Genomic DNA, 20715 nt, shown 5'->3' with positions numbered 1-20715 from the left:
CCGCCCCGGTGTCTTTCTTAGCTCACGGTTAAGACGCGCTTACGGAAAACTGTCCTACCGACGGTGTGCCCTGGTCATCGATACGCTGCTCACGGTTATCGCACCAGACACAGGGAGTTCTCCTTGACCAGGCACGGACTACACCGCATCACCCGGTTCCGCAACGGCCCCCGGCGCAAGGCGATCGCCATCGGCGTCGTCGGCGGCTCGGTGGTGGCCGGCATCGTGGCGACCATGATGCCCCTGTTGGCCAGCGACGACCTGTCGATCCGCGCGGTGGCGGACACCACCGCGACGATCGTCTCGCAGGACGGTGACAACTCCACCAAGGGGACCCTGGCGACCTGCCCGGCGCGCTGCGACGGAAACCCGCGCGGTGGCCGGGAGGCGGTCGTCGAGTTCGCGGTGACCACGCTTCCCGCCGCCGCCGTCAACGTCCGGGCGACCCTGCGCATGAACACCTGGCAGCAGTTCGCCGCCACGGTGACCGCGCACGCCTCGTCGGTGAGCGCCCGCGAGGCGCGACCGGCCCCGGCGAAGGCGGGAACCGTGTTGGACTCGGTGACCGGTGTGGCCAAGGGCGTCAACGAGTGGGACGTCTCCAAGCTGGTCACCGGAAACGGCACCTGGACGGTGTCGCTGGCCCAGACCGGCCTGGAGACCCGCGTCTACTGGGCGTCGGTCGAGAACCGCAACGCCGACCTGCGGCCCAGCCTGGTGATCAGCTACGACCTGGGTAGCGGGCCGACGTCGGCGCCGACCACCCGACCCGCGCCGACGCCCACGGTCGCGCCGACCACCGCCGCGCCCCGGCCCACGCCGACGGTCGCGCCGACCCGTACGCCGACCCCGACCCAGAGCCCCACCCTCCCGTCCGGCAAGTGCGGCCAGGTGTCCGACACGCTGGTGCCCTCCTGCGGCGCCTGGTGGGGGATGTACTCACCCGCCAACGCCGGCAGCGGCTGGGACCACGGCAAGGCGATCACCGACGTGGAGGCCCAGGTCGGGCGCAAGTTCGACATCGTGCACCGCTACCACGACTTCTCCAACGCCGGCAGCAACGGCGCGTTCCCGGACGACTACGAGCAGGACCAGATGCGCCAGGGCCGGCTGATGTTCTTCGCCTGGGAGTCGCGCGACTTCTCCGCCGGTACGACGCTGAAGTGGTCCGACATCTACAGCGGCCGACAGGACGCCACCATCGACGCGGTCGCCGGTCGCATCCGGGCCGCCAAGGTGCCGGTGTTCATGGGCTTCGACCACGAGCCGGAGGACGAGCCGGGCAAGGGTAGCGACGCCGACTTCGTCCGCGCCTGGAAGTACGTGTACGAGCGGTTCGCCAAGGCGGGCGCGGACAACGCCGTCTGGGTGTGGACGATGATGGGCTGGTCCGGGCACTACTCGCGGTACGCCGGTCTCTACCCCGGCGACCGGTACGTCGACTGGGTCGCCTACGACCCGTACAACTTCCACGTCTGCAACGGCAGCACCGTGTGGAAGAGCCCGAGCACGACGATCGGCGGCTTCTACGACTGGCTCGACGAGAACGGCATCGGCGCGGGCAAGCCCCGGATGCTCGCCGAGTTCGGCACGAACTTCGACGCCAAGGACCCGGGCGCGAAGCAGCGCTGGTTCCAGGAGTTCCCGGCGGCCCTGAAGGCGCACCCGAAGATCAAGGCCGCCATCTACTTCAATTCGCCGGGCATGACGACCCGCACGGCGACCTGTGACATGACGATGAACCACGACGCCTCCGCCGTGGCCGGGTTCAGCCAGGCCGGCAAGGACGCGTACCTGCGGCAGCCCACCGGAGGGAGCCGCTGAAACGTGTGACCACACTGTGAACACAGCCGCCGTTCATCGGAGATTCACCAGCTGATCTTCCGGCGTTCTGTCGGCTAGCAGATTCACGCACCGCCCAATCGGCGGATGCGCCTACCAGGCTGGGCGAGGCACGCTACCTCGGGTTCTCATCCATCTTGGAGGCGTAGCGTGCCCACACTCTCGCACTCATGGCGTTTGTCAGGACGACGTCGTACCCGGGCGGGGGTGGTCGCGCTGGCGGTCCTCGCCGCGGTGCTCAGCGCCCCCACGGCCTCCTCGGCGGCGGTGGTGCCGGTCCCCGGGACCGCGACCCTGGTGTCCGCGAATCCCACCGACCTCACCCCGCACGCCCGCGACGGTGAGACCCGCGCCTTCGCGCAGGTCGGCAACACCGTGTTCGTCGGCGGCAGCTTCACCCAGCTTCGGCAGACCGCCACGTCCGCGTGGATCACCCAGCGTTACCTCTTCGCGTACGACCGCACCACGGGCGCGATGTCCACCAGCTTCCTGCCGGTGCTCGACGGCGCGGTCAACACGCTGCTGGCGGGGCCCGGCGGCACGCTGATCGTCGGCGGCGCCTTCAAGAACGTCAACGGGGTCTCCCGCAAGAACCTGGTCGCGTTGAACCCGAGCACCGGCGAGATCATCGACAGTTGGGTGGGCCGCTCCGACGGCGGCACCGTCCGGGATCTGGCGCTGTCGGGCAACTGGCTCTACGTGGCCGGCGCGTTCAACTGGCTCAACGGCACCGCACACGCCGGTCTCGGCCGGCTGAACGCGACCACCGGGGCGATCGACCCGACCTTCTCCGTCGACGCCACCGTCGGACGGCACGGCACCACCTCGTACGTCTGGACCATCGACGTCACTCCGGACGGCAACACCCTGGCCGTCGGCGGCAACTTCACGCTCCTCAACGATCTGCCGCGTAACCAGATCGCGCTCGTCGACGTGTCCGGCACTCCGGCGGTGCTGGACTGGAGCAGCGAGAAGTACGTCGCGCCGTGCGCCGCCCCGACGACCTTCGTGCACTACGTGCAGGACATCAAGTTCGGCGAGGACGGCACCTGGTTCGTGGTCGGCAGCAACGGCGGCACCGGCTGGCCGAGCGCGTACTGCGACGCGCTGGTCCGGTTCGAGACCGCAGCCCGGGGCACCGGCCAGCTGGGCACCTGGGTCGACTTCACCGGCAACGACACCATCACCTCGGTCGAGGTGGCCGACAACGTCATCTACCTGGGCGGGCACTTCCGCTGGTTGAACAACCCGAACGCCAGCGACAACGCCGGCCCCGGCGCGATCGACCGGCTCGGTATCGGCGCGGTCACCCCGGCCACGGGTCTGCCGGTGAACTGGAACCCGCGGCGCAGCGGCAGCGCCTCGATGCCGTCCGGCACCACCGCCTGGGGTTCGGCGGTGCCGGTGCTCTGGCGCGGCTCGGACGGTCTCTACTTCGGCCACAACTCGGACGGCATGGGCGAGGAGTACCACGGGCGGCTCGGCATGTTCCCGCTCGCCGGCGGTCGCACCTTCACGGCGAAGAACCCGCCGAGTGGCAGCAGTGGCAACCTCTACCTGGGCACCGGCGCGGGTGAGGTGTCGAAGGTGCCGTTCGACGGCGTGACGCTGGGTACCCCCACCACCGTCAGTCAGCCGGCCTACACCGCGTCCGGCGCCACCTGGCGGGTGGACGACCGGATCTACTGGTCGCACACGGTGGCGGGTACGCCCACCGGCAGCCGGATCGACGTCTCGCTGTTCAACGGCGGCGCGATCGGTTCGTCGTGGGAGGCGTCCGGCTACAACGACTGGTTCAACCCGGCGAACCTCACCGGCGCCTTCTACCTCGACGGCCGGCTCTACTACACCCGTACCGGCGCCAACAGCCTCTACTACCGCTACTTCGAGATCGACGGCAGCTACCTCGGCGCGACCGAGTTTGCGCTGCCGACGAGTGGTGTCACCTGGTCGGGCGTGCGTGGCATGGCCTGGGTGGACGGTCGGATCGTCTACGGTGCCACAGACGGCGGGTTGCGCAGCGTCCCGTTCGACCCGACGGCCGCGCCGACCGCGGTGGTCAACGGCACGGCGACGACGCTCATCGCCGCAGCGACGCCGGAGTTGTCGTGGTCTGTCCCCTCAATGTTCTTCTCCGTGCAGTGATGGTCGACCGTTCGTAACGGAGGATCGGTAGATTGTTCACGTCGGGTCGGCGGCGGTACCACCGCCGCCGGCCCCGCGATGTGGGGGAGGGGTCGTTGGTCGGCGGCGCTGGATTCCGCGCGAAACGCGCGGTCCACCTGGTCTTCGCGCTCAAACGTGCCTGGTACGGGTTGCGCTATCGGCGGCTGACCCTCGGCCGGGACGTGCAGATCCGCGGCCGGATCCGGCTGCGTCGGGGCGTACGGGTCACCATCGGCGACCGCACCCGCATCAACAAGCTGGTCCGCTTCGCCGGCCCCGGCGAGGTACGGGTGGGCGCCGACTGTCTGCTCAACGCCACCTGGATCGGCACCTGGACGTCGGTGACGGTCGGCGACAGGTGCCTGTTGTCCGACTGCGAGCTGCTCGACAACGACTTCCACAACCTGCCGCCCGACCAACGGCACGCGCCGCCCGGCCCGGCCACCCGCGCGCCGATCGTGCTGGAGGACAACGTCTGGGTCGGCGCGCACGCCCTGGTGCTCAAGGGGGTCCGGGTCGGCCGGGACAGCGTCGTGGGCGCGGCCTCGGTGGTGCGCACCGACGTGCCACCGGGCGTCGTCGTCGTGGGCAATCCTCAACAGACGGTGAAGAAGTTCCATGACTGATGCCACGCCCGCCCCCTGGCCACCCGACTCGTCGAGCTCCGGCGGCGCCCGCGTGGTGACGCTCTCCGACCTGGTGCGGGTGCCGATGCACCGGCTGCGGCTGGTGGTCGCGGTCGCCCTGGTCGGCCTGCTCGCCGCCCTCGGCTACGTGCTGCTGGTCCCGGCGGCGGTGACCGCCCGAGCGGTCGTGGCGGTCCGACCGGTGGTCACCGACGCCTTCACGCCCAGCGGCGCGGGCGCCGACCGCGCCGTCAACATGAACGTGGAGAGTGGCCTCGCCACCGGCACCGAGGTGGTTCAGCGGCTCGCCGACGCCGTCGGTGGCGAGCCGCGCGACGTCCGCAACGCCCTGGAGGTCGAGGTGCCGACCGGCGGGCAGATCCTGCGCTTCACCTACCAGACGCACGACGCGCAGCGGGCCGTGCAGGGCGCCAACCTCGCCGCGCGGTCCTACCTCGACGTGCGGCGGGCCATGTACGAGCAGCAGCGCGCCGAGATGCTGCGCTCCTACGACGCGAGCATCGCCAAGGTCGTCGCGCAGCAGACGGCGGTGCAGAAGCGCGCGAGCAGCGCCAAAGGCACCGCCGCCGGTGACGCGGCGCTGGCCGAGCTGTCCGGCCTCAACAACCAGCTCACCCAGCTCAACACGGCCCGCACCGAGATCGCCGCGGTCGACGTCAACCCCGGCTGGGTCACCCAGACCGCCGAGCGGGCGCTGGTGACCTCCGCCGGGCACCGGCCGCTCTACCTGGTCGCCGGCCTGCTCGGCGGCGCGCTGATCGGCGTCGTGCTGGCGTACGCGTGGGAGTCGGCGGACCGGCGGGTCCGCTCGGTCACCGACGGCCGGGACGCCACCGGCCTGCCGCTGCTCGGCACGGTACGTCGGCCGCCGTTTCGGGGTAGTCCCCGGGCGGTCGACGCGGACATCCGCTACGTGGCGATGGCGGTCGCCGAGCGGGTACGCCAGCCGGCCCGGGTCGCGCTGGTCACCTCCCGCGAGGACGTCACGGCGCTCACCGCCGGGCTGGCCGTGGCGCTTGCCGCCGACGGTCGGGAGGTCTTCGTCGCCGACGACAGCGGCCGCGTCGAGCGCCTGCGTGCCGCCGTCCTCACCGACCGGGGGCGGCTGCCCCTCGACCCGTCCCGCCCGCTGGTGCCCAAGCCGCGTCCGGCCGGCACGCCGACGGCCAGCGGTGCTCCCGCCGATACGCCGGCGACTCGGCGGCCCTCCCCGCACCCGCCCGGCAGCCGCCCGTCCACCGACCCGGACGCGACGCTCACCCTGCCCCGGGTGGCGTCCGCCCGGACCGACAACGGCCGTCCGGCGTCGGCGGACGAGGTGACCGTGGGGGTGGGCAGCGTCCGCTTCGGCACCTGGCGGCAGGGCGCCGACCACGGGCTGGTGCTGTTCAACGCGCCACCGGCCGAGTCCGACGAGCGCGGCGTCGCGGTCGCCCGACAGGGCAGCGCGGTGGTGGTCATCGAGCGGGACCGTAGCCGCCAGAGCGACCTGCGGCGGCTCGTGGAGCGGCTGCGCGCCGCCGGGGTCACCCCGCTGGGCTTCGTCCTCACCCGCAACGGCCGGGCCTGATCGGTGTCGGTCACCCGCGCCCCGGCGACCGAGCCGCCACCCGGTGACACGCCGGCCGCCGCCGCAGTGACGCTGCCGACACCGCCACCCGCGCGGCTGCCGCTCTGGCCCCTGGCGTCGATGTTCGGCCTCGTGCCGCTCTGGTGGGCGCTCGGCGCGTTCTACCTGGGCTGGTCGCTGCTGGGCGGGCTGCTGCTGGCGGTGCTGCTCACCCGGGGCCGGGTGCCGCTGCCCCCGGTGGCCGGCATCTGGCTGTTGTTCCTGGCGATCGTGGTCGTCAGCGCCACCCAACTGTCCTCACCGGCGTCGCTGCTGACGTTCGCCCTGCGCCTCGCCTTCTACCTGACCGCGCTGGTGGTCGGCGTCTACGTCTACGCCGCCGCCCGGGAACGTGCCGACCTGGTGGCGGTGCTCACCCCGCTCTGCGCGTTCTGGTTCGCGCTGGTGGTGCTGGGCTGGCTCGGGGTGCTCGTGCCGCGGTTCGCGCTGGCCACCCCGATGGAGGTGCTGCTGCCCGCCGGCGTCGCCCGTACGCCGTTCATCCAGGACATGGTGCACCTGACCACCGCCGAATACAGCCCCCGCTCGCTCAACCCGATCTACCGGCCCGCCGCGCCGTTCGCGTACACCAACAACTACGGCAGCGCGTACGCGATGACGTTGCCCTGCGTGGTGGCGTACACCATGTTGCGCCGTCGCGGGCTGCTGCGGTGGGCGCTGCTGGCGTCGTTGCCGCTGTCGCTGGCCCCCGCGTTCCTCACCCTGAACCGGGCGATGTTCCTGAGCCTCGGCGCGGGGCTCGCCGTGCTCGGAGTGCGGGCCAGCCTGCGGGGCAACATCCGCGTCGCCGCGTCCATCGTCGGCGTGGTCGTGACCGGAGCTGTGGCCACGCTCTTCATCCCCATCACCGAGTTGATCAACAACCGGGTCGACTCCAGCGACACCAACACCGACCGGTTGTCGCTCTACACGGAGGTGATCCGCCGCGTGCAGGACTCGCCGTGGCTGGGCTACGGCGCTCCGGTGAACGTGGACACCGTCTCCGCCGACGCGCCGATCGGCACGCAGGGGCAACTGTGGATGGTGCTGTTCAGTCACGGCGTACCGGCGCTGCTCTGTTTCCTGGGCTGGTTCGTGGCCGCCGCGGTGGTCTGCGCGCGGGCGACGTCGGCGGCCGGTCAGTGGTTGGCCGTCGTGCCGGTGGTCTGCCTCGTGCAGATCCCGTTCTACGGCATGGCCAACCAGAACCTGACTGTCGCGTTCTTCGCGGTCGGCTTCGCCATGGCGCTCACCGAACGCGAACGCGCGCCCCGCCCGCACCGATGGCATCCGCCGCTCGTCTCCACCACGGCGGTGCCGGCATGACCGCCGCCACCCGACCGCCGGCCGACGCCGGCCGGGACGGCCCGCAGCGCGCCGCCGCGGACACCGGCGCGGTCGAGACGCGCCGCAGCGCCCGCAGCGGGGTGGCCGGGTTGCTCGGCGCGGCCGTGAGCGGCCTGTTCGGGTTCGTGCTGGCCGTGGTGATCACCCGGGGGTACGGAACAGCCGGCGCGGGTGCGTTCTTCGCCGCGATCGGCGTGGTCACCGTGGCCACCGCGGTCTGCACGCTCGGCGCGGAGACCGGCCTCATGTGGGCGGTGCCCCGGCGGCGGCTCGGCGTCCGGGGTGACGCGGCCCGGGTGCTGCCGGTGGCGCTGATCCCACCGCTGCTGGCCGGGTTGGTCGTCGCCGTCGCGGGAGCGCTGAGCGCCGACGCGCTCGCCCCCCGCCTGCTGCGCGGCTCGGGCGACGCGGCGCACGGGTTGCTGACGCTGACCTTCGCCGCCGTGCCGGTGGTGGTGGCGATGACCCTGCTGCTGGCCGCGTTGCGCTGCGTCCGGCCCATCCGCGCGTACGTCGGCGTCCAGTTCCTCCTGCTGCCGGTGGCCCGCCCCGCGCTGGTCGGCGCCGCCGCGCTGGCGAGCGGCGGGCTGCTCGCCGGCATGACCGGCTGGCTGGTGCCGGCGGCGCTGGCGTTGCTGGCCTGCCTGGTGCTGGTGGCCGGGCCGCTCGGGTTGGGACGGGGCGCGGCGCTACGGCCGACCAGGTCCGACTGGTCGACGTTCTGGCGCTTCGCCCTGCCCCGGGCCGCCTCGGCGGCCATCGACGCGGGCAGCATGTGGGTGGGGGTGCTGCTGACGTCGGTGCTGGCCGGACCGGCCGACGCGGGCGTGTTCGGCGCGGTGGGCCGCTACGTGCTGGCCGGTCAGCTCGCCATGCAGGGACTGCGGGTCGCGGTGTCGCCGCAGCTGTCCCGGCTGCTCGGGCGCGGCGAGCGGGCCGCCGCGGCGGCCGTGCACCGGCAGTTGACCATCTGGGGGCTGGTGCTGTCCTGGCCGGTGTACCTGCTGCTGGCGGTGTTCGCGCTCGCGTTCCTGCAGTTGTTCGGCCGGGAGTTCACCGCCGGCGTGCCGGCGATGACGGTGTTGGCGCTGGCGATGTTGGTGAACACCGGCGTCGGCAACGTGCAGAGCCTGCTGCTGATGGGCGGACGCAGCGGCCTGCACCTGGTCTCCACGCTGGCCGGGCTCACCGTGACCGTCTCGCTCGGACTCTGGCTGATCCCCGGTCACGGCGCGACGGGCGCGGCGCTGGCGTGGGCCGCCGGCATCGCCACCGAGAACCTCACCGCGGCCGGCTTCGCCCGGTCGGTGGTCGGCGAACCGCTTGTCAGCAGGGCGACGCTGTACGCCGCGGCGGCCACCGTCGGTGGGGTGGGCGTCGCGGCGGCGGTCGGCGTGCTCGCCGCGGGGCGTGGCCTGCCCGGCCTGGCGGTGGCGCTCGCCGTGCTGGTGGCCGGCTGCGTCGGCTTGTTGACGTTGCCCCGGGTGCGCGCCGGCATCCGGGTGACCATGAGGCAGATCCGTGGGTCCGACGAGGCGGCCACGGCCGCCGGGCCGGCCCCGGCATCGACGAGAGGTAGGTGAGGGCCGTCGTGGCGTCCATCCGTGACCGGGTCAAGCAGTTGGTGCCGACCCAGGTGACCACCCGGGTGAAGGATTCCCTGGTCGACTACGGGGTGCGCACCAGTGACCGGCGACCCCTGCCGGACTTCTTGATCATCGGCACCAAACGGGGTGGCACCACCTCGCTGTGGAACTACCTCATCCAGCATCCGCTGGTGCCCCGGCTCTTCCCCGCGTGGAACACCAAGTCGGCGCACTACTTCGAGGAGCACTGGGGTCGCGGCGAGGCGTGGTACCGCTCGCACTTTCCGACCGAACGGCATCGCGAGGCCCTCGCGAAGCGGCACGGCGGGCCGGTCCGCGTCGGCGAGGCCGCGCCGCTGTACATGTTCCACCCGCTCGCCGCGCAGCGGGTCGCCGCGCTCATGCCGACCGTGAAGCTGATCGTGCTGCTGCGTGATCCGGTCGAGCGGGCGTACTCGCACTGGAAGGAGCGTCGTACGCACGGCATCGAGCCGCTGGACTTCGCGGAGGCGCTGGCTGCCGAGCCGGAGCGTACGGCGGGGGAGCGGGAGCGGCTCATCGCCGAGCCGGAGGCGTTCAGCGAGGCGTACGACTGGTACACGTACCGGGCGCGCGGGCGTTACCTGGAGCACCTGGAGCCGTGGCTGGACCGCTTCGACCCGGCCCAGATCCTCTTCCTGCCCAGCGAGGACCTGTACCGCGACTCCCGGGCCACCTACCGACGCACCCTCGACTTCCTCGGGCTGCCCGCGTACGACCTGCCGAACTTCAAGGTCTACAACGACCGGCGCTCGGCCCCGCTGGAGCCGGCGGTCCGCGCCGAGCTGACCGACTACTACCGCCCGTACAACGACGCGCTGCGCGAGCGGCTCGGGTTGGACCTCGACTGGGCGGACCGGGCGGCGTGACGACCGGGGTCACCCCGGCCACGGACCCCCGTTCGCGGACGGACGGGCTGGGCTGGGTGAGCCGTGCGGTGTTCCCGGACGACCGGGTCCACCTGACGGTGGGCGGCGCGGTGCCGGCCGGGCTGCGGGCGGTCGCCCGGTACGCCGTGGTGCCGTCGGTGGCGCGGGCGCGGTTCTTGGTGCCGCTGGGCGCGCCCCGGGCCGGCGCGGCGTCGCTGCTGGCGTACAACGCCTTGCGGCCGCCGAAGGTGCGCGCGTTCCGGGCGGCGCTCGGTGGGCTGGCCCGACTGGGCGGGGCGGGCCTGGCGCTGTTTCCGACGCTGACCGTGTCGGTGCCGGTGGGGGCGCCCGTGGCCGACCTGGTGCTGAGCGAGCGGCTCGCGGCCGCGTTGGGCGGTGCGCCCCTGCTGGCCGCGTGCGGCGTTCGTCCGCCGGACCCGAACGCGAAGCCCACGCTGCAACTGTTCACCGTCGACGGTCGTCCCCGCGGCTACGCGAAGATCGGCTGGAACGACGCCACCCGTGCCCTGGTCACCGCCGAGGCCGCCGCGCTGCGGGCGCTGAGCGGCGTGGCCGGTGTGCCCGACCATCCGGCGCCGCCCGGGCTGCTCGCCGAGACGGCGTGGGCCGGTCAGGCCGTCGCGGTGATCGAGCCGCTGCCGCCGGACGTACGTGGAGTGCCGGCCGACGACCCGCCGCGGATCGCGGCGTTGCTCGCGGTCGCCCGGCGGGGCGGCGAGCCCGGTGTGCCGCGCCCGTTGGTCTCGTCGACGTTCCTGGCTCGACTGGCCGCCCAGGCGGAGGGGGCCGCCGGGGCCGGGTCCGCCGGGGCGCGGGCGGTGGCGGCGGTCGCCGCGCTGACCCGCCGGCACGGCGACACGACCGTCGAATTCGGTCACTGGCACGGCGACTGGGTGCCGTGGAACCTGGGCACGCACGACGGCCGCCTGGTCGCCTGGGACTGGGAGCACAGTGGTCCGGACGTGCCGGTCGGCTTCGACCTGGCGCACGACGCGTTCCAGCGGTCGCTGGTGCTGCGCGGCGAGCCGGCCCAGGTGGCCGCCGCGGCCGTGGACGCGTACCTGGGGCGACACGGCGGGCGGCTCGGCCTCGACGCGACGCGGTGCGCTCTGGTGGCCGACGCGTACCTGCTGGAGATGTGGCTGCGTACGTGGCGACTCGCCGACGCCGGCGCCGGGTGGAACCGGGCGCTGCATCCCGCACTGTTGGACGTCATTGAGAAACGACATAGCGAGTGAACAGGAGAATTCCCGACGCCGGGGACGCGTCAGAGAGTGACCGCATAACGGCAGGTCGTGACGGTGGTCGATGGGGTGTGAGGTCGACAGTGGGCCTGAGCACGCCGAAGGGAGATCGTCGCCTCGTCCGGTCGCGCTATTCAACGACCAGAAAACCTGTGATCTGCTTCTGCCTTGCGTGAATCGGAATTCCAAGCGAACTTGTGGGGAGTCGCGTGGACACGAACATCGACGACGAGTCGCCGGTGCTGCTGCTGGTCGGATCCAGCGGCGGTCACCTGGCCCAACTTCTCGCTCTGCGGCCCTGGTACGAACGGTGGCGGCGCTGCTGGGTCACCTTCGACACCCCGGAGGCGGTGTCGCTGCTGACCGGTGAGGACCTGGTGCCCGCGTACCACCCGACCACCCGCAACGTACCCAACCTGCTGCGTAACGCGCGGCTGGCCTGGCGGGTGCTGCGGCGTCGGCGGGTCGCCGCGGTGGTCACCACCGGCGCGGGGGTGGCCGTGCCGTTCGTGGTGCTGGCCCGCCTGCGTCGCATCCCGACCGTCTACATCGAGGTGTACGACCGGATCGACACCCCGACGCTGACCGCTCGGCTCTGCCGCCCGTTCCTGTCCGCGATGCTCGTGCAGTGGGACGAGCAGCGGCGGCAGTACCCGGAGGCAACCGTCGTGGGGACGCTGCTGTGAGCGGGGAGGCGGACACCGCGCGCCGCGACGCCGTCACCGAGCCGTCCCGGCTGCCGCGTCAGCGCGACACCACACCCGTCGAGCAGCCCCGGCTGCTCGTCGCGGTCGGCACCGACAAGCACCCCTTCGACCGGCTCGTCGACTGGCTGGCGCAGTGGCACGCGCAGGCCGGTCCGGTCGGGCTGACCGTGCAGCACGGGCACACGGCCGCGCCGACCCTCCCCGGCGCGGTGCCGTTCCTCGGCCACGACGCTCTGCAACAGGCGATGGCCGACGCCGACCTGGTGGTGTGTCACGGCGGCCCGGCGACGATCCTGGAGGCTCGCCGGCACGGTCACCTGCCCATCGTGGTGCCCCGGGACCCGTCGCGCGGCGAGCACGTCGACGACCACCAGCAGCTCTTCGCGCGCCGCCTCGGCGCAGCGGGGCTGGTGGCGCTCTGCGAGACCCGCGAGGAGCTGCACGACGCGCTCACCGCCGGCCAGGCCGACCCGTCCCGGTACGCGGTGCAGGCCGACCCGGCCGCGCACGAGGCCCGTCTCGCGGCGGTGGCACGGGTCGGGCAGATCGTGGACGACCTGGTGGCCCGGTCGAGCCGGCGCCGACCCCGCTGGCGGACCTGGCCGCGCACCGGCCAGCCGACGAAGGAGACCCGATGACCGACCAGCCGAGCGTCAGCGTCGTGGTACCCACCCGGGACCGCCCCGAACTGCTGCGCGCCGCCCTGGCCGCGATCATCGCCCAGGAATATCCGGGCACGATCGAGGCCGTGGTCGTGTTCGACCAGTCCACCCCGGACGAGTCGCTGACCGGCCTGGCCGGTCCGGGCCGGACGGTCCGGGTGATCGCGAACGGGCGCGCGCCCGGACTGGCCGGCGCGCGCAACAGCGGCACCCTCGCCGCCGAGGGCGAGCTGGTCGCGTTCTGCGACGACGACGACGAGTGGCTGCCCGGCAAACTGGCCGCCCAGGTGCAGGCGTTGACCGCCGACCCGAGCGCCGAGTTCGTCTGCTGTGGCATCCGGGTCAGCTACGACGGGCACACCGTCGACCGGGTGCTCGACAAGGACCGGATCACCCTGGACGACCTCCTGCGGGACCGGCTGACGGAGCTGCACCCGTCCACCTTCCTGATCCGGGCGACGGCGCTGCGCGACGGCTTCGGTCTGGTCGACGAGGAGATCCCGGGCAGCTACGCGGAGGATTACGAGTTCCTGCTGCGCGCCGCCCGCAGCGCTCCACTGATCAACCTGCGGACGCCGTCGGTGCTGGTGCGGTGGCACAAGCGGTCGTACTTCGCGCAGCGCTGGGACACCATCTCCGAGGCGTTGCAGTGGCTGCTGCGGCGTTACCCGGAGTTCGCCGGGCAACCGGCCGGCGAGGCCCGGGTCACCGGGCAGATCGCCTTCGCACGGGCCGCCTCCGGCGACCGGCGCGGGGCCCTGCGCTGGGCCCGGCACACGCTGCGCCGCAATCCTCGCGAGCCCCGCGCCTACCTGGCGCTGGCGGTCGCCGGCCGGATGGTCCGGGCCGACTCGGTGCTGCGCACGCTGCACAAGCGCGGTCGGGGCATCTGATCCGTCGTGCGAAGCCGCCCTGCGGACGGTCGTAGCCACCCTGCGGACGGTCCCGGCCGTCCGCAGGGCGGGACGCGACGGGCAGCGCGACGTCCCCGTCGCGCGTCGTGACAGACTGACCGCTGTGTTGCGCTGGTTGACTGCAGGTGAATCGCACGGCCCCGCCCTCGTCGCGCTGCTGGAGGGGGTGCCGGCCGGCATCGAGGTGAGCACCGCCGAGATCGCGGGCGAGCTGGCCCGCCGCCGGCTGGGCTATGGCCGTGGCGCCCGGATGTCGTTCGAGCAGGACGAGGTCGAGGTGATCGGCGGACTGCGGCACGGCCTCACGCTGGGCAGCCCGGTGGCGATCCGGGTCGGCAACTCCGAGTGGCCCAAGTGGCAGACGGTGATGGCCGCCGATCCCGTCGATCCCGACGAGCTGGCCCGGCAGGCCCGCAACGCGCCACTGACCCGCCCCCGGCCCGGCCACGCCGACCTGGCCGGCATGCAGAAGTACGGCCACACCGACGCGCGGCCGATCCTGGAGCGCGCCAGCGCCCGGGAGACCGCCGCCCGGGTGGCCGTCGGCACGGTCGCCAAGGCGTTGATCCGGCAGGCGCTCGGCATCGAGATCGTCTCGCACGTGGTCGAGTTGGGTCCGGTGGCCGCGAAGCCCGGGCTGCGTCCGACCCCGCAGGACGCCGACCGTATCGACGCCGACCCGCTGCGCTGCCTCGACCCGGACGCTAGCGCCCTGATGGTCGCCGAGGTCGACGCCGCGAAGAAGGCCGCCGACACGCTCGGCGGCGTGGTGGAGGTGCTGGCGTACGGGGTGCCGCCGGGCCTGGGCAGTCACGTGCAGTGGGACCGCAAGCTCGACGCCCGACTGGCCACCGCGCTGATGTCCATCCAGGCGATCAAGGGCGTCGAGATCGGCGACGGGTGGCAGCAGGCACGCTCCCGTGGCTCCGAGGCGCACGACGAGATCATTCCGTCGGCCACCGGCGTCCGCCGCGTCACCGACCGGGCCGGCGGGCTGGAGGGTGGCATCACCACCGGCGAGCCGCTGCGGGTGCGCGCCGCCATGAAGCCGATCTCGTCGCTCAACCGGGCGCTGGCCACCGTGGATGTCGTCACCGGCGAGCCGGCGACCGCCATCAACCAGCGCTCCGACGTCTGCGCCGTGCCCGCCGCCGCGGTCGTCGCCGAGGCGATGGTGGCCCTGGTGCTGGCCGAGGCGGCCACCGAGAAGTTCGGTGGCGACTCGGTCGCCGAGATCCGCCGCAACGTGACCGGCTACCTCGACGCGCTGGTCATCCGCTGATGGCGCCGGTCGTCGTCCTGGTCGGGGTGCCCGGCTGCGGCAAGACCACCGTGGGGCAGGCGCTCGCCGCCTCCCTCGGCGTGGAGTTCCGGGACACCGACGCCGACATCGAACAGATGGCCGGCAAGAACATCCCGGAGATCTTCATCGACGAGGGCGAGGAGCACTTCCGGGCCCTGGAAAGGGCGGCCGTGGCGGCGGCGCTGGCGTCCGGCACGGGTGTGCTCGCCCTGGGTGGCGGCGCCGTCCTGGCCGAGGAGACCCGGGCCGCCCTGGTGGGGCATCGGGTCGTCCACCTGTCGGTGGAGCTGCCCGACGCGGTGAAGCGGGTGGGGCTCGGCGCGGGCCGGCCGCTGCTGGCGATCAACCCGCGAGCCACCCTCAAGCACCTCATGGACCAGCGCAAGCCGCTCTACGCCGAGGTGGCGACCGACACGGTGGTCACCGACGGCCGTACCCCGGCGGCCGTCGTCGCCGAGGTCGCCGCCCTGCTGCCACGCTGACCCCGCCCCGCCCCCGCCCCGCCCCCGCCCCGCCCCGCCCCGCCCCGCCGCGCGATCTTGCAGTTGCTGCGCCGACGTACCGGGGCATTTCCGGTATCTCGACAACCGCAACCGCAAGATCGGCGCGTGGTCAGGCTCGGGCGACCAGGTCGAGCACGTCGGCCAGCGCCTTCGGCTCGCTGAGCATCGGCCAGTGCCCGGTGGGCAGCTCGTGCAGCTGGCCGTCGGCCAGACCGGTGAAGAACGGGTGCTCCTCGTCGATCATCTGGCGCACCACGGCCAGCGGGAAGGTGCTCGCGACCAGCGCGGTCGGCACCGGGCGGCCACCCGTGCGGCGTACCGGATCGGTCGCGGACCGCAGGGGCTGTGCGGTGGCGCGCTCACGCAGGAGGGACAGCATCGACTCGTCCAGGCCGGCCAGGTTTGTCGGGTCTGCCGCCGGGTCCCAGGCCGGCGGTGGCAGCAGGTGGCCGTCGCCGATCGCCGCGCGCAGCCGCTGCTGTTCCTGCGGCGGCACGGTGTCGAACTGTGCGGTGCCGTCCGGCAGCGGTCCACTCTCCACGTAGACCACCCGGGCGATCCGGTCCGGGATCCGGTCCGCCGCCTGGGCGACCGGCATGCCGCCGCCCGAGTGCCCGACCAGCAGCACGTCGTGCAGATCCTCGACCTCGATCAACCGGACGATGTCGGTGGTGTGCGTCTCCAGGCTCACCTGCGGCCCGGCGAGGTGGTGGCGCTCGGCCACCCCGGTCAACGTCATCGGGTGCACGTCGTGCCCCCGCGCACGCAGCAGGCCGGTCACCTCGCGCCACGCCCAGGCACCCAACCAGAACCCCGGCACCAGTACGAACGTCGCCATCCGTCACTCCTTCTCTCGGCTACCGACCGACCGTACGATTGAATTCGGACAGGATCCGCCCGGTTTGGAGGAGTGGCCCGTGTCTCATCCCGCCGGCCGGGTGCTGGCCCTGCTTGAGCTGCTCCAGGCCCGGCACAAGGCGACGGCCGGCGACCTCGCGAGCCGGCTCGGTGTGGACGAACGGACCGTGCGCCGCTATGCGGCCACCCTGGTCGAGCTGGGCATCCCGGTGCTCGCCGACCGGGGCCGCCACGGCGGCTACCGGCTGCATCCCGGGTACAAGCTGCCGCCGCTGATGCTCACCGACGACGAGGCGGTGGCCGTGCTGCTCGGCCTGGTCGTCGCCGAGCGGGTCGGGCTGGCCACCGAACTGCCGGCCACGGCGACCGCGGCGGCGAAGATCGGCCGGGTGCTGCCGGCGGCGCTCGCCGACCGGCTGACCGCACTGCGGGAGCACCTCGGCTTCACACTGCGGCGGCCCGAGCCCCAGGCGCGACCGGCGTCGGGCACCCTGCTGGCGCTGGCCACGGCCGCCCGGCGGCGGCAGCGGGTGAGCCTGGACTACCGCTCGTGGCGCGGTGAGCGGTCGCATCGTGACCTCGACCCGTACGGGCTGGTCTTCCACGCCGGCCGCTGGTACGTCACCGGTCACGACCACCGGCGCGGGGAGGTGCGCACGTTTCGACTGGACCGGATCGGCGCCGTCACGCCCGGCGCGGAGACGTTCACGGTGCCGGACGGCTTCGACGCGGTGGCGTGGCTGACCCGGTCGCTGGCCGGTGTGCCCTATCGGCACGAGGTCGAGGTGCTGCTGGAGACCGATCTGGTCGCCGCCCGGCGGCGGATACCGGGCAGTGTGGCCGAGCTGACCGCCAGCGGCGACGGTGTGCTGCTGCGGGCCCGTGCGGAGAGCCTGCCCGGCATGGCCGCGCTGCTCGCCGGCCTGGGCTGCCCGTTCACCGTGCGCCACCCGGACGCGTTGCGCGCCGCCGTGGCCGAGCACGCCCGTCTGCTGGCCGACTGGGCCGCCCGGCCAGCAGGTGGACAGACGCCCTCGCCACGCCGTCCGCTGGACTAGGCTGCCGGCGATGGACGAGGTGACCCGGATTCCGGTCGGCGGCGAACGACCGTACGACGTGCTGGTCGGACGCGACCTGCTGGGCGCGCTGCCGGGGCTGCTGCCCGGCGCGACCCGGGCGGCGGTGCTGCACACGCCCCCACTCAAGGCCCTGGCCGACGCGCTCGGTGAACGGCTGCGCGCGGCGGGCGTCGACCCGCTGCCGATCGAGGTGCCCGACGCCGAGTCGGGCAAGCAGATCGACGTGGCGGCCGCCTGCTGGGACCGGCTCGGCGCGGCCGGTTTCACCCGTACCGACGCGGTGGTCGGGGTTGGCGGCGGCGCGGTGACCGACCTGGCCGGCTTCGTCGCGGCCTGCTGGCTGCGCGGGGTGCGCTGGGTGCCGGTCGCGACCTCCCTGCTGGGCATGGTGGACGCGGCCGTGGGCGGCAAGACGGGGATCAACACCGCCGCCGGCAAGAACCTGGTGGGCGCGTTCCACCCGCCGGTGGGTGTGCTCGCCGACCTGGCCACCCTCGACAGCCTGCCCGCCGTCGACCTCGCGGCCGGGTTGGCCGAGGTGGTCAAGTGCGGGTTCATCGCCGACCCGGTGATCCTGGATCTCGTCGAGCGTGACCCCGCGGCGGCCACCGATCCGCGCGGGCCGGTCAACCGGGAGCTGATCGAGCGGGCCATCCGGGTCAAGGCCGACGTCGTCGCCGGCGACCTGCGTGAGTTGGGTCTGCGGGAGGTGCTCAACTACGGCCACACCCTGGCGCACGCGATCGAGCAGAACGAGGGCTACCGCTGGCGGCACGGTCACGCGGTCGCGGTCGGCCTGGTCTACGCGGCCACGCTGGCCCGGCTCGCCGGCCGACTGGACGCCCCGACCGCCGACCGGCACCGGAGCAGCCTGACCGCGCTCGGCCTGCCGGTGAGCTATCCGGCCGAGGCCTGGCCGCGGCTGCTGGCCACGATGCGGGTGGACAAGAAGGCCCGGGGCGCCCGGCTGCGGTTCGTGGTGCTGGACGGGCTGGCCCGCCCGGCGATGCTGGAGGGCCCGGACGACGCCCTGCTCGAAGCCGCCTACCGCGAGCTGGCCACCCCGTGAGCGTGCGGAGTGAGCCGGTTTTGCGAGCCCCGCAGTCGCGAACGGAAGAAAGCGCCGCATGAGGGTGTACGTGCTGAACGGGCCGAACCTGGGTCGGCTGGGCACCCGGGAGCCCGCCGTGTACGGCTCGACCAGCTACGCCGACCTGGTGGCGCTCTGCGAGGCCACCGGTCGGGAGCTGGGACTCGACGTCACGGTCCGGCAGACCGACGCGGAGCACGAGCTGCTCGGCTGGCTGCACGACGCCGCCGATGAGGGTGCCGCCGTGGTGCTCAACCCGGCCGCCTGGTCGCACTACTCGTACGCGGTGCGCGACGCCTGCGCCATGCTGCGTGGGCCGCTGGTGGAGGTGCACATCTCGAACATCCACACCCGCGAGGAGTTCCGGCACCATTCGGTGATCTCCGCGGTGGCGACCGGGGTGATCTGCGGTCTCGGCATTGACGGTTATCGTCTCGCGCTGCACCATCTGGCCACCCGCTGAACGGTCGCCCCGAGCGGGGGCGGCCCGATTCGACGCAGCTAGTAGACTTCTGGGGTCTGTCCGCCAATTGATGATCAAGGCAGGAAATGGCCTCCACCAACGACCTCAAAAACGGCCTGGTACTCAACCTTGACGGCGAGCTCTGGTCCGTCGTCGAGTTCCAGCACGTCAAGCCCGGTAAGGGTGGTGCGTTCGTGCGCACCACGCTGAAGAACGTGCTGTCCGGGAAGGTGGTCGACAAGACCTTCAACGCGGGCACCAAGGTCGAGACCGCGACCGTGGACAAGCGCACGATGCAGTACCTGTACGCCGACGGCGAGGACTTCGTCTTCATGGATCTGGAGACCTTCGACCAGATCACCGTGCCCGGCGGCACCGTCGGGGAGGCAGCCAACTACCTGCTGCCCGAGGCGGAGGCGACCGTCGCCACCCACGAGGATGTGCCGCTCTACATCGAGCTGCCCACCAGCGTCGTGCTCGAGGTCACCTACACCGAGCCGGGTCTGCAGGGGGACCGCTCGACCGGTGGCACCAAGCCGGCGACCGTCGAGACCGGCGCCACCGTGCCGGTTCCGCTGTTCATCACCACCGGTGAGAAGATCAAGGTCGACACCCGCGACGGCCGTTACCTCGGCCGCGCCTGATGGCTGAGGGTCCCAAGCAGCAGATGCCGGCGCGCCGCAAGGCGCGCAAGCGGGCGCTGGACGTCCTGTACGAGGCCGATCTGCGGGATCGCCCGCCCGTTGAGGTCCTGGCCGGTTACCTTCAGCGCATCGAACAGCCCCGGCCGGAGCACCTTGGCTACGCCGTGGGGTTGGTCGAGGGAGTCGCCGAGCACCTCGACCGGATCGACGAGCTGATCGCCAGCTACGCCGAGGGCTGGACTCTCGACCGGATGCCGGTGGTCGACCGCAACCTGGCCCGGATCGCCGTCTACGAGCTGCTCTACGTCGACGAGATCGACGACGCGGTGGCGATCAGCGAGGCGGTCGAGCTGGCCCGGCAGATGTCGACCGATGATTCGCCGCGCTTCCTCAACGGTGTGCTCGGCCGCATCGCCGAGTACGCCACCCGCTGAGCCGACGCGAGCACCGCGAACGAGAAGGGCCCGTGCCACCGGCACGGGCCCTTCTCGTCGAACGGCAGATCAGGTGAAGCGACAGCTCAGGAGGCGAAGAACGCCCGGGGGTCGGCCACCAGCACGCCGTGCTCGGTGAGCCGCTCGATCAGACCCGACGGTGAGGCGTCGTAGACGATGGCGAGCGCCCGGAGGTCGTCGGCGCGGATGGAGAGCACCCGGCCGTTGTAGTCACCGCGCTGCTGCTGGATCGCGCGGGCGTAGCGGGCGACGTAGGCCAGGTCCTCGGAGGCCTCGTCGTAGAGCCGCTCCAGGTCCAGGACGATCTTGCTGGTGGGCTCGTGCCGGACACCGCTGCCGTCGGGCAGCAGCTCCGAAACGGGGACCCGGTAGAACTCGGCCAGCTCGGCCAGACGGGACACCGTCACGGCCCGGTCGCCACGCTCGTACGAGCCGACCACCACGGCCTTCCACCGCCCGTTCGACTTCTCCTCCACACCCTGCAGGGAGAGGCCCTGCTGCTGGCGGATGGAGCGCAGGCGGGCGCCCAGAGATTTGGCGTATTCAGAGGGCATTCGGACACTCCCAGTGCTGCTCGGGGTTCTCCCGTCGATCGCTACGGAGCGTGACGGTACGGGGAATGGGACACCTGGTCAAGTGGTCGTGACCTTACCGTTGGGGAGTGCCG

Annotated in this window: 20 protein-coding genes; 18 read left to right on the top strand and 2 right to left on the bottom strand. The window is 72.7% G+C overall.

The window, feature by feature from the left end; translation table 11 throughout:
• Window positions 1–123 precede the first annotated feature (123 nt).
• The 13 genes from ACIBTX_RS06590 to ACIBTX_RS06530 all read left to right on the top strand — a co-directional run bounded on the left by ACIBTX_RS06590 (window position 124) and on the right by ACIBTX_RS06530 (window position 15438).
• Complete coding sequence (locus tag ACIBTX_RS06590; RefSeq protein ID WP_357133474.1) at window positions 124–1824, top strand: glycosyl hydrolase; 1701 nt, start codon at window positions 124–126, stop codon at window positions 1822–1824.
• A 225-nt stretch (window positions 1825–2049) separates the two neighbouring features.
• Window positions 2050–3987, top strand: coding sequence for a hypothetical protein (locus ACIBTX_RS06585; RefSeq protein WP_396832271.1), 1938 nt, complete (start codon window positions 2050–2052; stop codon window positions 3985–3987).
• Between the two features lie 95 nt (window positions 3988–4082).
• Window positions 4083–4634, top strand: coding sequence for an acyltransferase (locus ACIBTX_RS06580; RefSeq protein ID WP_355053064.1), 552 nt, complete (start codon window positions 4083–4085; stop codon window positions 4632–4634).
• A complete protein-coding gene (locus ACIBTX_RS06575) occupies window positions 4627–6225 on the top strand; it encodes a lipopolysaccharide biosynthesis protein (protein WP_396832157.1) in 1599 nt (532 codons plus the stop codon). The genes ACIBTX_RS06580 and ACIBTX_RS06575 overlap by 8 nt, the downstream gene beginning before the upstream one ends.
• Window positions 6226–6345: 120 nt before the next feature.
• The gene (locus ACIBTX_RS06570; RefSeq protein ID WP_357133525.1) at window positions 6346–7590 is read left to right on the top strand and encodes an O-antigen ligase family protein; all 1245 of its coding nucleotides are present in this window, start codon (window positions 6346–6348) and stop codon (window positions 7588–7590) included.
• Window positions 7587–9194 carry a lipopolysaccharide biosynthesis protein gene (locus ACIBTX_RS06565; RefSeq protein WP_357133467.1) on the top strand — a complete coding sequence of 536 codons (1608 nt, stop codon included), beginning with the start codon at window positions 7587–7589 and terminating at the stop codon, window positions 9192–9194. Before ACIBTX_RS06570 ends, ACIBTX_RS06565 begins: the two co-directional genes overlap by 4 nt.
• An 8-nt stretch (window positions 9195–9202) precedes the next feature.
• Window positions 9203–10105, top strand: coding sequence for a sulfotransferase domain-containing protein (locus ACIBTX_RS06560; protein WP_357133523.1), 903 nt, complete (start codon window positions 9203–9205; stop codon window positions 10103–10105).
• Entirely contained in the window at window positions 10102–11364 is a 1263-nt protein-coding gene (locus ACIBTX_RS06555; protein ID WP_396832156.1) for a hypothetical protein, read from the top strand. The genes ACIBTX_RS06560 and ACIBTX_RS06555 overlap by 4 nt, the downstream gene beginning before the upstream one ends.
• A 215-nt stretch (window positions 11365–11579) precedes the next feature.
• Window positions 11580–12056 carry a UDP-N-acetylglucosamine--LPS N-acetylglucosamine transferase gene (locus ACIBTX_RS06550; protein WP_357133463.1) on the top strand — a complete coding sequence of 159 codons (477 nt, stop codon included), beginning with the start codon at window positions 11580–11582 and terminating at the stop codon, window positions 12054–12056.
• A gap of 92 nt (window positions 12057–12148) precedes the next feature.
• A complete protein-coding gene (locus tag ACIBTX_RS06545; protein ID WP_357133521.1) occupies window positions 12149–12715 on the top strand; it encodes a glycosyltransferase in 567 nt (188 codons plus the stop codon).
• Window positions 12712–13632 carry a glycosyltransferase family 2 protein gene (locus ACIBTX_RS06540; RefSeq protein ID WP_357133460.1) on the top strand — a complete coding sequence of 307 codons (921 nt, stop codon included), beginning with the start codon at window positions 12712–12714 and terminating at the stop codon, window positions 13630–13632. The genes ACIBTX_RS06545 and ACIBTX_RS06540 overlap by 4 nt, the downstream gene beginning before the upstream one ends.
• Before the next feature lie 124 nt (window positions 13633–13756).
• On the top strand, window positions 13757–14935 hold the full coding sequence (aroC, locus tag ACIBTX_RS06535; RefSeq protein ID WP_357133458.1) for a chorismate synthase: 1179 nt from the start codon (window positions 13757–13759) through the stop codon (window positions 14933–14935).
• Window positions 14935–15438, top strand: a complete 504-nt coding sequence (locus ACIBTX_RS06530; protein WP_357133456.1) for a shikimate kinase — start codon at window positions 14935–14937, stop codon at window positions 15436–15438. The genes aroC and ACIBTX_RS06530 overlap by 1 nt, the downstream gene beginning before the upstream one ends.
• Before the next feature lie 130 nt (window positions 15439–15568).
• Here ACIBTX_RS06530 and ACIBTX_RS06525 read toward each other — a convergent pair whose 3' ends face one another.
• Window positions 15569–16297, bottom strand: a complete 729-nt coding sequence (locus ACIBTX_RS06525) for an alpha/beta fold hydrolase (RefSeq protein WP_396832155.1) — start codon at window positions 16295–16297, stop codon at window positions 15569–15571.
• A gap of 79 nt (window positions 16298–16376) precedes the next feature.
• On the opposite strand from ACIBTX_RS06525, the gene ACIBTX_RS06520 reads away from it, so the two are divergent.
• The 5 genes from ACIBTX_RS06520 to nusB all read left to right on the top strand — a co-directional run bounded on the left by ACIBTX_RS06520 (window position 16377) and on the right by nusB (window position 20027).
• Window positions 16377–17375, top strand: a complete 999-nt coding sequence (locus tag ACIBTX_RS06520; RefSeq protein WP_357175737.1) for a YafY family protein — start codon at window positions 16377–16379, stop codon at window positions 17373–17375.
• A gap of 10 nt (window positions 17376–17385) precedes the next feature.
• Window positions 17386–18465 carry a 3-dehydroquinate synthase gene (gene aroB, locus ACIBTX_RS06515; protein ID WP_357175734.1) on the top strand — a complete coding sequence of 360 codons (1080 nt, stop codon included), beginning with the start codon at window positions 17386–17388 and terminating at the stop codon, window positions 18463–18465.
• A gap of 58 nt (window positions 18466–18523) precedes the next feature.
• Window positions 18524–18949, top strand: a complete 426-nt coding sequence (aroQ, locus tag ACIBTX_RS06510; RefSeq protein WP_357175731.1) for a type II 3-dehydroquinate dehydratase — start codon at window positions 18524–18526, stop codon at window positions 18947–18949.
• 86 nt (window positions 18950–19035) lie between these two features.
• Window positions 19036–19593 carry an elongation factor P gene (efp, locus tag ACIBTX_RS06505; RefSeq protein ID WP_355053076.1) on the top strand — a complete coding sequence of 186 codons (558 nt, stop codon included), beginning with the start codon at window positions 19036–19038 and terminating at the stop codon, window positions 19591–19593.
• 23 nt (window positions 19594–19616) lie between these two features.
• Window positions 19617–20027 (top strand): transcription antitermination factor NusB, encoded by a 411-nt coding sequence (gene nusB, locus ACIBTX_RS06500; protein WP_355243328.1) that lies wholly within the window; start codon window positions 19617–19619, stop codon window positions 20025–20027.
• An 86-nt stretch (window positions 20028–20113) separates the two neighbouring features.
• Here the strand turns inward: nusB and ACIBTX_RS06495 are convergent, their stop codons facing one another.
• On the bottom strand, window positions 20114–20602 hold the full coding sequence (locus tag ACIBTX_RS06495; RefSeq protein ID WP_007458348.1) for a transcriptional regulator: 489 nt from the start codon (window positions 20600–20602) through the stop codon (window positions 20114–20116).
• Window positions 20603–20715: the final 113 nt, after the last annotated feature.

Source organism: Micromonospora sp. NPDC049359 (assembly GCF_044466585.1).
Taxonomy (GTDB): domain Bacteria; phylum Actinomycetota; class Actinomycetes; order Mycobacteriales; family Micromonosporaceae; genus Micromonospora.
This window is presented reverse-complemented; position numbering and strand designations above follow the sequence as displayed.